Source organism: Streptomyces sp. NPDC037013 (assembly GCF_055607265.1).
Map to the genome: position 1 here is coordinate 702,576 of NZ_JBVJRV010000002.1, position 13,499 is coordinate 716,074.

Here is a 13,499-nt window from a genome sequence, read left to right on the forward strand (position 1 = left end):
GCGTCGCCCCCGCCGGTCCCCCGGCGTCCTACGGCCGGGGCATCCCGAGCGACCGCTTCAGGAAGTCGACCTGGAGCAGCAGCAGGTTCTCGGCGACCTCCTCCTGCGGCGTCATGTGGGTGACGCCGGACAGGGGCAGGACCTCGTGCGGGCGGCCCGCGGCGAGCAGGGCGGAGGAGAGCCGCAGGGAGTGCGCCACCACCACGTTGTCGTCGGCCAGGCCGTGCACGATCATCATCGGGCGGTGCGGCTCGGCGGCCTCGACCAGACCGTCGTCCCAGACCAGGGAGTTGTGCCGGTACGTCTCGGGGGAGCCGGCCGGGTCGCCGAGGTAGCGCTCCTCGTAGTGCGTGTCGTAGAGCCGCAGGTCCGTCACCGGGGCGCCGACCACCGCCGCGTGGAAGACGTCGGGGCGGCGCAGCGCGGCCATGCCGGCCAGGTAGCCGCCGTAGGACCAGCCGCGGATCGCCACCCGCTCCAGATCGAAGGGGAACCGTTCGGCGAGGGCGTGGAGCGCGTCGACCTGGTCGGCGAGGGTCAGGGTCTTGTCGTTCTTGATCGACTTCTCCCAGCCGGGGGAGCGGCCGGGGGTGCCGCGGCCGTCCGCGACGAGCACCGCGAACCCCTGGTCGGCGAACCACTGCGAGGTCAGGAAGATGTTGTGCGCACGCTGGACACGCTGACCGTGCGGGCCGCCGTACGGATCCAGGAGCACCGGAAGAGGCCCGTCCGTCTCCTTGTAATCCGTGGGGAGCAGGACGGCGCACGGAATCCTCCGCGTGCCCCCTTCGGTGAGCGTCACGCGCGGCGTGAGCCCCGGGCGCTGGGCGTGTGAGGCCACGGTCGCCACCTGCTTGCCCTCGCGCAGCACCTGGACCAGGGAGCCGGGACGGTCCAGGGTGGCCGACACCAGGACGGTGAGGCCGCCCGCGCGGACCGCCGAGTGCACGCCGGGCTCCTGCGAGACGCGCTCCACGCCCAGCTCGTTGACCCGGTAGACATGGATCTCACCGGTCTCGGGGTCCGCCGCGGCGGAGCCCGCAGACGCCGAGATCAGGACATCCTCCTCGGTCACGTCGAGGACCGCCCGCACGTGCAACTGCGGCCCCGTCAGCGGCCGTTCCCCCCAGGCCAGGACGCGGGCGCCGCCCTCGTCCACGATCCGCACCAGCTTGCCGCTGGGCGACCAGCAGGGGACGCCGGAGAAGAGTTCCAGCCAGTCCGCGTCCTCCTCCGCGTGCACCATCCGCGTCGACCCGTCGTCCGGATCCACCGCCAGATACAGCTGGCTGCCCTGGTCGCGCGACTGCACGAGCAGCAGCGGCGCGCCGTCCGATGACCAGTGCACCCGCGCCAGGTAGGGGAAGCGCGCACGGTCCCAGACCACCTCGGTGCGCGAGCCGTCCAGGCCGAGCACGAGGAGCCGCACGTCGGCGTTGGGCGTGCCCGCGGCCGGGTACGCCACCCGCTGGGGTTCGCGGCCCGGATGGGCGGGATCGGCGATCCACCACCGCTGGACGGGGGCGTCGTCCACCCGTGCCACGAGCAGCCGGTCCGACGCGGGGGACCACCAGAAGCCCCGTGAACGGCCCATCTCCTCGGCCGCGATGAATTCCGCGAGGCCGTACGTGACGGTCGCCTCCTGGCCCGCCTCCGGCTCCGCGAGCGCCCGGTCGCCCGTGCCGTCGGCGCCCGTGACGCGCAGGGCGCCCCGCGCGACGTACGCGACGTGCCGGCCGTCCGGCGAGGGGCGCGGGTCGATCACCGGTCCCGGCGCGGGCAGTTCACGCGCGGTGCCGGCCCGCAGCTCCGCGGCGAAGAGGCGGCCCGACAGCGCGAACGCCGCCAGCTCCACGGCGGCGTCCGTCGCATAGCCCACGATGCCCGCGCCGCCCTCACGGCTCCGCTCGCGCCGTGCGCGCTCCTCGGCGGACAACTCCTCGGCCGCGCCGCCGAGCAGCAGCTGCGGATCGGCCGCCACGCGCTCGGAACCGTCCGACATGTCCAGGATCCAGAGGCGGTTGGCTCGATCCGTGCTGGAGGACGACCGGAGAAACGCCACCCGCGACCCATCGGGCGCCACGGTGAACGCACGGGGCGCCCCGAGGGTGAAACGCTGGGTCCTGGCGTGCTGACGCGGGAAGGAGAGCGGCGGTGCCGGGCTCTCGTCGGGCCTGGGATTTCCGGGGTTCACGGTGGTCATCCCCCGAGCCTATGGCGCATGCGCCCCCCTGTGCTGCCGTGCCCCGAGTCATGCGTCCACACGGATAGTTATGATCCGTAGCGCTTGGTGGGTATGTACCTGCTGGCGTCCGCACTGGCATACGGCAACGACTTGGAGGTGACCGCCGTGGCACTCTCGATTTCGGCGGTGGTGCTGCTGGCGATCATCGTCTTCCTGTTGGTCAAGAAGTCCGGTCTCAAAGCGGGGCATGCGGTCGTCTGTACGCTGCTCGGCTTCTACCTGGCGAGCTCGTCCGTCGCGCCGACCATCAACGAGCTGACGACCAACGTGGCGGGGATGATCGGCGACATCAAGTTCTGACCCCGGGGCTCGTAGGGTGGTCCCATGACGGAACTGCCCGCCCGGCGCCTGCTGCTCGTGCACGCGCACCCCGACGACGAGTCGATCAACAATGGCGCGACCATGGCCAAGTACGCGGCCGAGGGCGCCCATGTCACGTTGGTCACCTGCACGCTGGGCGAGGAGGGCGAGGTCATCCCGGCCGAGCTCGCCCATCTCGCCGCCGACCGAGAGGACTCCCTGGGCGCCCAGCGCATCGGGGAGCTGGCCGCCGCCATGAAGGTGCTCGGCGTCACCGACCACCGCTTCCTCGGCGGCACCGGGCGCTACCGCGACTCCGGGATGATGGGCGTCGAGCAGAACCACCGGCCCGGCGCCTTCTGGTCGGCCGACCTCGACGAGGCGGCCGCGTACCTCGTCGAGGTGATCCGCGAGGTGCGCCCGCAGGTCCTCGTCACGTACGACCCCGACGGCGGGTACGGCCACCCCGACCACATCCAGGCGCACCGCGTCGCCATGCGCGCCGCCGAGCTCGCCTCCGAGTCCGCGTTCCGCGCCGACCTCGGCGAGCCGCACACCATCGACAAGATCTACTGGAACCGCGCCCCGCGCTCGGTGGTCGAGGAGCGGTTCCGGTGGATGTCGGGGGCGCTGCGGCACTCGCCGTTCGGCGTGGCCGCCGCCGTCGACGACGTGCCGGGCGTCACGGACGACGAGCGGATCACCACCGAGATCGACGGCAGCGCCTTCAAGGCGGCCAAGGCGGCGGCGATGGCGGCCCATGCCACCCAGATCACCGTGAGCGGGCCGCTCTTCGTCCTCTCCAACCAGCTGGCGCAGCCGGTTTTCGACGTGGAGTACTACGAGCTGGTGCGGGGAGAAGCCCACGCAGAGCAATCGTCCCGTGAGACGGATCTCTTCGCGGGACTCGAAAGGGTGACGGATGTGACTGAGGTGACCGCGCTGTGAGCACGCGATCCCGAGCCTCGTCGGGGGCCGGTTCCGGGGCCTCCAAGAAGTCCGCCGCCCCCGGGCCGGGGTCCGGCAGGACGCCGTCCGCCGCGTCCGCCGCCGCGCCCGCGGGCAGCTATCTCGCACAGCCCCTGAGAATGGGGCGACTTGCCGCCTATGCCGGACTATTCGTGCTCGGTGCCGTCGTCGGCGTCGCGGGGGCGCTCGTCCAAGGCGGCTTCTTCCCCGCCGGGTTGCTGCTCGCGCTGCTCGGCGCCGCCGGACTCTTCTACGGCGGGGCGCGCGCGGTCGGCACCAAGGCGGGGGCGGTGGCGCCCGCCGCCGGCTGGTTCGTCTCCGTCATGCTGCTCATCGCCAGCAGACCCGAGGGCGACTTCCTCTTCGGCGCGGGTCTCGGCTCGTACGGCTTCCTGCTCGGCGGCATGGCCGTGGCTGTGATGTGCGCCACCCTCGGGCAGGGGTCGCAACCGAGCGGTCCCGCCGCCCGACTTGGCAAGTGACGTACCACTTCGGCCCGTGCCCCGCACGGGTTCGACGCCGGTCACGGGATGAGTGCCGACGGCGGCCAGTATGGTGGTGCGGCCGCCGAGCCTCCCCAACCTCCGGCCGGGGGGACCCCGGATGAGGTCGAGACGGGCGGCGGAGTCAACCAGGAGAACCTGCCTTGAGTCGTGAAACTGACAGTTCGTCCTCCGGCCCCCAGGGGCGCGGTGGAGCCGCATACCCCTCGGGGACGCCGCCGTACGGCTCCCCGGCCCAGGGCGTCGGCGCCGAAGGCGGCGCGGACGGAGCGCGGCGGCAGGCCGCCGACGAGCGGCCCGACGAGCCCGAGACCCAGACCACGCTGACCACCCGCATCCGGATCAACATCCCCGGTTCGCGGCCCATCCCGCCGGTCGTCATGCGCACGCCCGTCGGCGACGAGGGCGCGCGCGGGGACTCCTCGGACACGGACGACGACGGCCGCCGCGACGGCACCGCGCCGGGTGCCCCCGGCGCGGGAGACGCGGGCGGGATGACCGGGGCCGGCGGACCGGCCGCCTCCCATTCCGGTTCCGGTTCCGCTTCCGGCTCTGCTTCGTCCGGTGCTGCTTCCGCCTCGGGTGGCGGCAGCGGTTCGGGTGAGGGTGCGGGCGGTGCCTCCGGCGCGGCCGAGGAGAAGACGAGCGACTGGTTCGCGCCGCGCAGGCCCGCCAGGGCCGAGGGCGGTCCCGCCGCGTCCGGTTCGGGCTCGAACGACTCCGGTTCCGGCTCCTTCGACGTGTCGGGCGCAGTGGCGTCGGGCCCCCTCGGCGGGGGCGCACCGCAGGGCGAGCCGCACCGCGGCGACCTGCCGTACTTCTCCGCGGGTGCGGGCGGCGCGGCCGGCTCCGGGGACTTCCGGACCCCCACCGGCCCCACCGGCGGGCCCGTCACCGGCGACAGCCCGGTGGCGCCGCCCGCGTCGGTGCCCCGCCCCACGACCCCCGGCGGCCCCGGCGCTCCTGGTGCCCCCGGCCCCGGCGCTCCGGGTGGCCCGCGTGTCGGTGGTCCCGGCGGTCCCGGCGCCCCCGGTGGTCCCGCCAACTCCGCGGGCCGGCCGCCGCGTTCCGGCGCGATGAGTGACGACACCGCGATCCTGACCCCGCAGAAGGGCGGACCGGTCGCGCCGCCCGGCGGCCCGCGCCCGCCCGCCGCGGGCGGTCCCGTGCCGGGCGGCCCCGGCGCCCCCGGTCCCTCCGCGCCCGGCGCCAACGTCTCCGGTGAGACCCTCACCAGCGGCATCCCCGTCGTACCGCCGACGCAGGACAACTCCCCCTTCCCGGCCGGGCCGCAGGGCGACGGACCGGTGCCGCACACGCCGCCGAAGCTGCCCGATCCGGTGCGCTCGGACGTGCCGCCCGCCGCTCCCGCGCCGAAAAAGAAGAAGGGCCGCAACAAGCTGGTCCTCCTCGCGGTCGCCGTGATCGTCGTGGGCTGCGGTGCCTACGGCGCGGGCCTGCTGATGAACCACGCCGACGTCCCCAAGGGCACCACCGTCCTCGGCGTCGACATCGGCGGCGGCACCCGTGACGAGGCCGTCAAGAAGCTCGACGACGCCATCGGCGCGCGCGTCACCAAGCCCCTGAAGCTGTCGGTGGACGGCACGCAGGTCACGCTCAAGCCGGACCAGGCGGGCCTGACCCTGGACAGCCAGGCCACCGTCCGCGAGGCCGCGGGCAGCGACTACAACCCCGTCTCCGTGATCGGTTCGCTCTTCGGCGGCCAGCGGGTCGTCGAGCCCGTCATGCCCGTCGACGAGGAGAAGCTCGCGGCCGCCCTGGAGCGCGCCGCGGGCGGCTCGGGCACGGCGAAGGAGGGCACGGTCAAGTTCCTGCCCGGCAAGGCCGTTCCGGTCTACGGGAAGGTCGGCAAGGGGATCGACCCGCAGGCCTCGACCAAGACGGTCGCCGAGGCGTACAAGAAGCAGGTCGAGACGGGCAGCGCGGGCACGGTCCAGGTGCCGGTCACCACGCGCAGCCCCAAGGTGTCCAAGGCCGAGGTCGACAAGTTCATGAAGAACTTCGCCAAGCCGGCCATGTCCGCCAACGTCACCATCAAGGCGGGCGCGAGGTCGATCCCGTTCGGCCCGGAGAAGTCGCTGCCGAAGATCCTCGAGACGTGGGCCCTCAAGGACGGCACCCTCGAGGTCCACTACGACCTCGAGGAGCTCAAGACGCTGTACGGCAACGTCTTCGACGGCGTCCTGATCCAGCGCGGGAACGGCGACAGGACGCCGGTCCAGCCGACGGACGTCGCCCAGGCGATGGGCAAGGCGCTGCTCGGCAAGACGCCGGCGGAGCGCATCGGCGTGATCGAGACGAACGGGAACTGACCCTCGTACGCGAGCGGCCCGCCTCGTACGCGAGCAGCCCCCGTACGCATCAAGAGGCCGGACGGTCTCGCCCGGTGACCCTCACCGGGAGAACCGTCCGGCCTCTGGCATGACATCTGTCATCCCCGAGACACCACATCCGGCACTGCCGCCACCACCTGCGGTTTTGTCACGATGGTGGACATGACGACGACCACAGCACCGCCCGCCGCCGCGGTCACGACGACCGCGGTGAGCTTCGAGCGGGTGACCAAGAGCTACGGCGAGGTCCGCGCCGTCGACGGCCTGACCCTCGACCTCCACCCGGGGGAGACGGTGGCGCTCCTCGGGCCGAACGGCGCGGGCAAGTCCTCCACCCTCGACCTGCTGCTCGGCCTCAGGCACCCGGACAGCGGCACGGTGCGGGTCTTCGGGGGCTCGCCGCGCGAGGCGATCACCGCGGGCCGGGTCGGCGCCATGCTGCAGTCCGGCGGCCTGATGGGCGAGGTCACCGTGCGCGAGCTGGTGACGCTCGCCTGCGACCTGCACCCGAGGCCCCACCGCGTGAACGACGTCCTCGCCCACGCCGGCATCACGCAGATCGCGGACCGCAAGGTCGACAAGCTCTCCGGCGGCCAGGAACAGCGCGTGCGGTTCGCCCTCGCCACGGCGGGAGCCAACGATCTGATCGTCCTGGACGAGCCGACCACCGGCATGGACGTCACCGCCCGCCAGGCGTTCTGGGCCACCATGCGCGAGCAGGCGGAGCAGGGCCGCGCGGTCCTGTTCGCCACGCACTACCTGGAGGAGGCCGACGCCATCGCCGACCGCGTCCTGGTCCTGCACCGGGGCCGGCTCCTCGCGGACGGCACCGCGGCCGAGATCAAGGCGAAGGCCGGCGCCCGCAAGGTCGCCTTCGACCTCGCCGACGTCGACGACGCGCTGACCGAGCGGCTCCGCTCGCTGCCCTGCCTCACCGCGCTGGACGTCTCGGGCCACACGGTCCGCCTCCAGTCGACCGACGCCGACGCCACCGTGCACGCGCTGTACGGGCTCGGCCTCTACCCCCGCAACCTCGAGGTCGCCGGGCTCGGACTCGAGCAGGCCTTCGTGGCGATCACCGAGGCCGAGGAGGCCAGGACCCGATGACGAACGCATTCGCCTCGCGCAGCCTCATCAAGCTGGAGATCACCCGCTCCCTGCGCAACCGCAAATTCCTCTTCTTCTCCGTCATCTACCCGTCGGTGCTCTTCGTGATCATCGCGGGCAGCCAGGACGGCGCCGACCAGGTCTCCGGCACGGGCCTGTCCGTCCCCGCGTTCATGATGGTCTCGATGGCGTCCTTCGGCGCCCTCACCGCTGTCCTCATGGGCAACAGCGAGCGCATCGCCAAGGAGCGCGAGAGCGGCTGGGTGCGGCAGCTGCGCCTGACGTCGCTGCCCGGGCGCGGCTACGTCCTCGCCAAGACGGCCAGCGCGGCCGTGGTGAGCCTGCCGTCCATCGTCGTGGTGTTCGCGGTCGCGGCGATCTTCAAGGGCGTCCGGTTCGACGCGTGGCAGTGGCTGGCGCTGACCGGCGCGATCTGGGCGGGCAGCCTCTGCTTCGCCGCGCTCGGCGTGGCCATCGGCTATCTCGCGACGGGTGACGCCGTGCGCCCGATCACGATGATCGTCTACTTCGGGCTCTCCATGCTCGGCGGCCTGTGGATGCCGGTGACGACGTTCCCGCACTGGCTGCGGGAGGCCTCCTCGTGGCTGCCGACGCACGCGTACGCTGCCCTCGGGCAGGCCATCGAACTGGGCGAGGCGCCGCACGCGAAGGACATCACCCTCCTGGTGGCCTACTTCCTCCTCTTCGCGGGCGGCGCGGCATGGCTGTACCGGAAGGACACCCTGAAGGCGTGAGCGAGACCCCCGGCGCGCGCAGACGCGACGACGACCATCCCCTGCAGACCTTCGGCCAGCCGGTGCTCGGCCCCCGCCAGCGCCTCACGAAGGCCCTGTGGATCGGCATCTGGCTGGTCTTCCTCGCCGGCCCGGTCCACGACCTCGCGACGGCGGACCGGAGCGCGGGGGCGACGGCCCTCGGCTCGGTGGGCCTCGCGGCCTTCGTGACCTGCTACCTGTCGCTGGTCTTCCGGTACACGACGAAGGTGCTCGACTGGCGTGCGGTGTACGCGTCGTTCGCCGTGCAGTTCGCGCTCGCCGTGGCCCTCACCTTCGGCTTCGGCAGCAACTGGCTCGGACTCTTCGTCTACGTCTCCGTCTCCGCGGGCGCCGTGCTGCCCATGCGGTACGCGGCGTGGGTCATCCCCGCGGTCACCGCCGTGATGGTCGGGGTGGGCCTGCGCACGGACAGCCTCAAGGACCTCCTGGGCAACCTCGCCGTCCTGAGCGTCCTTGTGGGGTTCGCGATGGCCGGGGTGCGCCAGCTGATCCGTACGACGATCCAGCTCCGCCAGGCCCGGGCGACCGTCTCGGAACTGGCCGCCAACGAGGAGCGGTTGCGGCTCGCCCGGGACCTGCACGACCTGCTCGGCCACTCGCTCTCCCTCATCACGCTCAAGAGCGAGCTCGCCGGACGGATGCTCCCCGACCACCCCGAGCGGGCCGCCCAGCAGGTCGCCGACATCGAGCAGGTCAGCCGCCAGGCCCTGGTCGACGTCCGCGAGGCCGTCTCCGGCTACCGCAGGCGCACCCTCGCCGGTGAACTGGCCGGCGCCCGTACGGCGCTGACCGCGGCGGGCATCGAGGCCGACGTCCCGCTGGAGCCGCCCGCCGAACTGCCGGGCGAGGAGGCGGAGGCGGCGCTCGCGTGGGCGCTGCGGGAGGCCGTGACCAATGTGGTGCGGCACAGCGGGGCCCGGCACTGCACGGTGGCGTTCACGGCCCGCCAGACGCTCGCGGGGCCGCTCCTCGAACTCCTGGTGGAGGACGACGGGGTGGGCGGCGCGGGCGGCGTGGCCGGCAACGGTCTGACGGGGCTCGGCGAACGGGTGGAGGCGGTCGGCGGGGTCCTGGAGACGGGTCCCGCGGCCCGCCGGGGCTTCCGGCTGGCGGCCCGCGTGCCGCTGACGGAGGCAGCCGTAGGATCCCCCTCATGAGCAGCGGGAACAGCACGGGCGGCGCGGGCGGTACGGACGGCGCGGGCGCCGGCGGCGGGGCCATCAGGATTCTGCTGGCGGAGGACCAGGCGATGGTCCGTGAGGCCCTCGCCGCGCTGCTCGGCCTGGAGCCGGACATCGAGGTCGTCGCCCAGGTCGCCCGCGGGGACGAGGTGCTCGCGGCGGTGCGCGCCCACGCGGTGGCCGTCGCGCTGCTCGACATCGAGATGCCCGGCATGACCGGCATCGAGGCGGCCGCCGAACTGCGCGCCGCCTTCCCGGCGTTGAAGGTGGTCATCCTCACGACGTTCGGCCGCCCCGGCTATCTGCGGACCGCGATGGAGGCCGGCGCCGCCGCGTTCCTGGTCAAGGACGCCCCCGCGGCGCAGCTCGCCGAGGCGGTGCGCAAGGTGCTCGCGGGGGAGCGGGTCATCGACCCCACCCTGGCGGCGGCGGCCCTCGCGGAGGGCGCGAACCCGCTGACGGAACGCGAGCGCGAGGTCCTGCGCGCGGCGGCCGACGGCGCCACCAACGCCGAGCTCGCCGCGGCGCTGCACCTGTCGCAGGGCACGGTCCGCAACTACCTCTCGACGGCGATCCAGAAGCTCGCGGTACGCAACCGCGCGGAGGCCGTCAGGACGGCGCGGGACAAGGGCTGGCTCTGACCTTCCGCCCCACCCACCCCGGGGCGTTCCGTCGCCGCCTTCAGTTCAGCATCGCCCGTGCCACCCGTGCCTGGCGTCGCGCCAGCTCGGCCGTGGCGGGGTCGCGGGGCGCCATCTGCTGTGCGTAGCCGTCGAGTTCGTCGGCGCCGAGCAGGAATTCGCCCCGGTCGACGAGGAGGCGGGCGTGCTCGTAGCGCAGGCGGGCGGGGGCCGACGGCAGGAGCAGGGCGAGGTCGAGGGCCCAGAGCGCGACGTCGGAGCGTTCGGGGCGGGCGGCGGCCCAGGCGCGGATGTTGTCGAGGATGCGACCCACGACGTCCAGCGGGGCCGCGGGGCGGAGCATCGACGGCGCGGGCGGGCCCCCGGTGGCCGCGGCGACCAGAAGCTCGACGTCCGTGCCGGTGAGCGGCCGACCGCCGTCGAAGGGGTCGGCGAGCACTTGGTCGTCCCGGGGCCCGAAGCCCACGACGAAGCGCCCCGGCAGCGCCACCCCGTGGACCGGGGCGCCCGCGCGCCGGGCCACTTCCATCCAGACCACGGAGAGCAGGATCGGCAGCCCCCTGCGGCGCCGCAGGACCTGGTGGAGGAGCGAGGATTCCAGGCGCTGGTAGTCGCCGGGTCTGCCCTTGAACCCGCAGTGTCCGCCGAGGAGTTCGGCGAGGGCGGTGGCCCAGGCGCGCGGGTCGTCGCCGTGCGGGCGGCGGCCGTGCGCGGCCCGTGCCGCGAGCCGGTCGAGCAGGTGCCGCGCGGCGTCGATGCCCGCCTCGTCGAGCGCGGGGTCCGCCTCGGCGCCGATCAACAGGCACAGCAGCGCGAGGTCGGGCCGCGAGGACCGCGCCTCGGCCGCGAACAGCCGCCGCCGCTCGGCGTGTGCGGGGGGTCGGGGGTGCATACGTCCCTGGTGCCCGGTCGCGTCGATCGATACGTCGGACCGGGACGGTACGGGCCCGGGGTGGAGGTCAGTTCAGCATGGCCCGTGCCGCCCGTGCCTGCTGGCGCACCCGGTCCGCCGTGGTCGGCTCGACCGTCGACACCACGTCGGCGTACGCGTCGAGTTCGTCCGCGCCGCCGAGGAAGTCCCCCCGCTGGACGAGGAGTTGGGCCCGCTCGTAGCGCAGCCGCGCCGGGTGGGCGGGCAGGAGGAGGGAGAGGTCGAGGGCCCAGAGCGCGACGTCGGAGCGTTCGGGGCGGGCGGCGGCCCAGGCGCGGATGTTGTTGAGGATGCGCTGCACGATGTTGAGCGGATCGGCGGGCGTCAGCATCGACGGCTGGATGCCCGTGCCCGCCGTCCCGGCGACGAGGAGCTCCGCGTCGGCCCCGGTGAGCAGCCGTCCGCCGTCGAAGGGGTCGGCGAGCACCTGGTCGTCCCGGGGGCCGAAGCCGACGACGAAGTGGCCGGGCAGGGCGACCCCGTAGACGGGCGCGCCCGCGCGCCGGGCCACTTCCATCCAGACCACGGAGAGCAGGATCGGCAGCCCCCTGCGGCGCCGCAGGACCTGGTGGAGGAGTGAGGAGTCAAGGCGCTGGTAATCGCCCGGCGTTCCCTCGAACCCGCACTGTTCACCGAGGAGTTCGGCCATCGCGAGCGCCCAGGCGCGGGGGCCGCCGGGCCGGAACGGCAGCAGGCCCGCGAGCCGGTCGAGTTCGATCTCGGCGGCGTCGATGCCCGCCTCGTCGAGGGCGGGGTCCGCCTCGGCGCCGATCAGCAGGCACAGCAGCGCGAGAGCGGGCCGCTCCGACCTCGCCTCTTCGGCGAACCGCCGCCGCCATTCGCCGGACTCCGCGTGCATACGTGCCTCGTGTCTGCCCTCGCCGGGCGCTGTTTCCGTGCCGTGCTCTGCCGTGCCGTGCCGCTGTGCCGTGCCCGCCGCCCGCGCCGTGTCCCGCCGGGGCCGCCGCTCGTGCTCAGGCAGACCCGTACCGGTAGTGGTGGTAGGCGTGATGCGCGGCGAAACCCATTCCGCCGTACAGCGCCCGCGCGGCGTCGTTGTCGGCCTCGACCTGCAGCCAGGCCGCCGACGCGCCCTCGGCCAGGGCCTGCCGGGAGAGCGCTGCCATCACCGCGGTGGCGAGCCCCTGGCGCCGGTGTTCCGGGTCGACCTCGACCGCCAGGAAACCCGCCCAGCGACCGTCCACCACACACCGTCCGATCGCGGCCGGGACGTCACCGTTCCCGGGCACGGAAGCGAACCATACCGAGGGCCCGCTCGCCAGCACCTTGCGCACATGGGGTCCGGGTACCCCGAAACGCTGGTACCGCCGCAGCCATCCGTCGTCGAAGGACCGGGAGAGCCGCACGCGGTCCACGTCCGCCGCCAGGTCGCCGACCGGCGCGAGCCCCCCGATGTGGAGCTCGGCGCTCACCTCGCGCTCCCAGCCGCGCTCCTCCAGGCCGGCGCAGAGCAGTTCCTGCGTGCCCTCGGCGCCGGTCGCGGTCTGGACGTACGGGGTCAGGCCGCGGGCCGCGTACCACTGGCGGACGTACGAAAGTGCCTCGTCCAGGGGGCGTCCCGGATCGCCGAGCGGCGACACGGAGTTGGCGCGCCTGGTGAATCCGCCGGAGGCCCGCAGCTCCCACTCGCCGAGCCGCTCGCTCTCCACGGGCTGCCAGGCGCGCGCGGAGACCCGCGCCAGCTCCGCGTAGGAGGCGGCGGGCCCGCGCCGGCGCGCGGGAGCGGCCGGCACGACCTTCCCGGCGACCAGCGACCGTTCCGGAATCCGGACGCTCTCGCCGTTCCGTCGTGTGATGAGCATTACACCGTCGTTCCACGATACGAGAACGCCCACCGTGTCGGTGAACTTCTCTTCCGTGGCCAAAGCGCCGCTCAAGCACCGTACCGAGACTCGTTTGCCCACGTCAGCAGGGGTGATGCGGACCTCGAGACGTCCGCCGGCGGTGAATTCCACAGCTCTGTAAGCCCCTCCTGTTCGGATCATGCCCGGGAACGGAGATACTAGGGGTGGGCATCGACGACGCCGCGCTCCCGCGCGCCAGGCGAGCGGAGCCTGAGGACGGCCCGCCAACGCCCGTATCGAGGAGGAACGACAGCGTGACCTACGTCATCGCGCAGCCTTGTGTCGACGTCAAGGACAAGGCGTGCATCGAGGAGTGCCCGGTCGACTGCATTTACGAGGGCTCCCGGTCCTTGTACATCCACCCGGACGAATGCGTCGACTGTGGAGCCTGCGAACCGGTCTGCCCGGTCGAGGCGATCTTCTACGAGGACGACACTCCTGAGGAGTGGAAGGACTACTACAAGGCGAACGTCGAGTTCTTCGACGAGCTCGGTTCGCCCGGTGGCGCGAGCAAGCTCGGTCTCATCGAGCGCGACCACGCCTTCATCGCCGCCCTGCCGCCGCAGAACCAGTAACGGCAGCCTGAGCGTCGCCCCGGTCCCGTAC

Annotated in this window: 13 protein-coding genes; 9 read left to right on the forward strand and 4 right to left on the reverse strand. The window is 73.3% G+C overall.

From position 1 onward, the window contains the following. Positions 1–28: 28 nt before the first annotated feature. Entirely contained in the window at positions 29–2,203 is a 2,175-nt protein-coding gene (locus tag ACZ7DY_RS08220) for a S9 family peptidase (protein WP_471131575.1), read from the reverse strand. Between the two features lie 147 nt (positions 2,204–2,350). On the opposite strand from ACZ7DY_RS08220, the gene ACZ7DY_RS08225 reads away from it, so the two are divergent. The 8 genes from ACZ7DY_RS08225 (at position 2,351) to ACZ7DY_RS08260 (ending at position 10,097) form a co-directional block, all read left to right on the forward strand. Then, on the forward strand, positions 2,351–2,545 hold the full coding sequence (locus tag ACZ7DY_RS08225) for a hypothetical protein (RefSeq protein ID WP_055569071.1): 195 nt from the start codon (positions 2,351–2,353) through the stop codon (positions 2,543–2,545). A gap of 24 nt (positions 2,546–2,569) precedes the next feature. Further along, positions 2,570–3,493, forward strand: coding sequence for an N-acetyl-1-D-myo-inositol-2-amino-2-deoxy-alpha-D-glucopyranoside deacetylase (mshB, locus tag ACZ7DY_RS08230; RefSeq protein WP_471131578.1), 924 nt, complete (start codon positions 2,570–2,572; stop codon positions 3,491–3,493). 140 nt (positions 3,494–3,633) lie between these two features. Further along, positions 3,634–3,996 (forward strand): DUF6113 family protein, encoded by a 363-nt coding sequence (locus ACZ7DY_RS08235; RefSeq protein ID WP_471131581.1) that lies wholly within the window; start codon positions 3,634–3,636, stop codon positions 3,994–3,996. 164 nt (positions 3,997–4,160) lie between these two features. Further along, positions 4,161–6,350 (forward strand): hypothetical protein, encoded by a 2,190-nt coding sequence (locus ACZ7DY_RS08240; RefSeq protein WP_471131583.1) that lies wholly within the window; start codon positions 4,161–4,163, stop codon positions 6,348–6,350. A gap of 183 nt (positions 6,351–6,533) precedes the next feature. Beyond that, complete coding sequence (locus ACZ7DY_RS08245) at positions 6,534–7,478, forward strand: ABC transporter ATP-binding protein (RefSeq protein ID WP_471131586.1); 945 nt, start codon at positions 6,534–6,536, stop codon at positions 7,476–7,478. Further along, a complete protein-coding gene (locus tag ACZ7DY_RS08250) occupies positions 7,475–8,233 on the forward strand; it encodes an ABC transporter permease (protein ID WP_471131589.1) in 759 nt (252 codons plus the stop codon). Before ACZ7DY_RS08245 ends, ACZ7DY_RS08250 begins: the two co-directional genes overlap by 4 nt. Next, positions 8,230–9,432 (forward strand): sensor histidine kinase, encoded by a 1,203-nt coding sequence (locus ACZ7DY_RS08255; RefSeq protein ID WP_471131591.1) that lies wholly within the window; start codon positions 8,230–8,232, stop codon positions 9,430–9,432. Before ACZ7DY_RS08250 ends, ACZ7DY_RS08255 begins: the two co-directional genes overlap by 4 nt. Continuing rightward, on the forward strand, positions 9,429–10,097 hold the full coding sequence (locus ACZ7DY_RS08260; RefSeq protein ID WP_471131594.1) for a response regulator transcription factor: 669 nt from the start codon (positions 9,429–9,431) through the stop codon (positions 10,095–10,097). The genes ACZ7DY_RS08255 and ACZ7DY_RS08260 overlap by 4 nt, the downstream gene beginning before the upstream one ends. Before the next feature lie 40 nt (positions 10,098–10,137). On the opposite strand, the gene ACZ7DY_RS08265 is transcribed toward ACZ7DY_RS08260, so the two are convergent. The 3 genes from ACZ7DY_RS08265 to ACZ7DY_RS08275 form a co-directional block, all read right to left on the reverse strand. Beyond that, positions 10,138–10,989 (reverse strand): transglutaminase-like domain-containing protein, encoded by an 852-nt coding sequence (locus tag ACZ7DY_RS08265; RefSeq protein ID WP_471131596.1) that lies wholly within the window; start codon positions 10,987–10,989, stop codon positions 10,138–10,140. Between the two features lie 67 nt (positions 10,990–11,056). Continuing rightward, positions 11,057–11,887: a transglutaminase family protein gene (locus ACZ7DY_RS08270; protein ID WP_471131599.1), complete on the reverse strand. Its 831-nt coding sequence runs from the start codon at positions 11,885–11,887 to the stop codon at positions 11,057–11,059. Positions 11,888–12,002: 115 nt separating this feature from the next. Then, on the reverse strand, positions 12,003–13,004 hold the full coding sequence (locus ACZ7DY_RS08275) for a GNAT family N-acetyltransferase (RefSeq protein WP_471131601.1): 1,002 nt from the start codon (positions 13,002–13,004) through the stop codon (positions 12,003–12,005). Positions 13,005–13,147: 143 nt separating this feature from the next. Between ACZ7DY_RS08275 and fdxA the strand changes: the two genes are divergently transcribed. Continuing rightward, positions 13,148–13,468: a ferredoxin gene (gene fdxA, locus ACZ7DY_RS08280; RefSeq protein ID WP_030573070.1), complete on the forward strand. Its 321-nt coding sequence runs from the start codon at positions 13,148–13,150 to the stop codon at positions 13,466–13,468. Positions 13,469–13,499 lie beyond the last annotated feature (31 nt).

Bases quoted from the DNA above. Each gene is read 5' to 3' on its own strand.
- ACZ7DY_RS08220 (WP_471131575.1), bottom strand. From the start codon at position 2,203: ATGACCACCGTGAACCCCGGAAATCCCAGGCCCGACGAGAGCCCGGCA.
- mshB (WP_471131578.1), top strand. From the start codon at position 2,570: ATGACGGAACTGCCCGCCCGGCGCCTGCTGCTCGTGCACGCGCACCCC.
- ACZ7DY_RS08235 (WP_471131581.1), top strand. From the start codon at position 3,634: ATGGGGCGACTTGCCGCCTATGCCGGACTATTCGTGCTCGGTGCCGTC.
- ACZ7DY_RS08245 (WP_471131586.1), top strand. From the start codon at position 6,534: ATGACGACGACCACAGCACCGCCCGCCGCCGCGGTCACGACGACCGCG.
- ACZ7DY_RS08250 (WP_471131589.1), top strand. From the start codon at position 7,475: ATGACGAACGCATTCGCCTCGCGCAGCCTCATCAAGCTGGAGATCACC.
- ACZ7DY_RS08260 (WP_471131594.1), top strand. From the start codon at position 9,429: ATGAGCAGCGGGAACAGCACGGGCGGCGCGGGCGGTACGGACGGCGCG.
- ACZ7DY_RS08265 (WP_471131596.1), bottom strand. From the start codon at position 10,989: ATGCACCCCCGACCCCCCGCACACGCCGAGCGGCGGCGGCTGTTCGCG.
- ACZ7DY_RS08270 (WP_471131599.1), bottom strand. From the start codon at position 11,887: ATGCACGCGGAGTCCGGCGAATGGCGGCGGCGGTTCGCCGAAGAGGCG.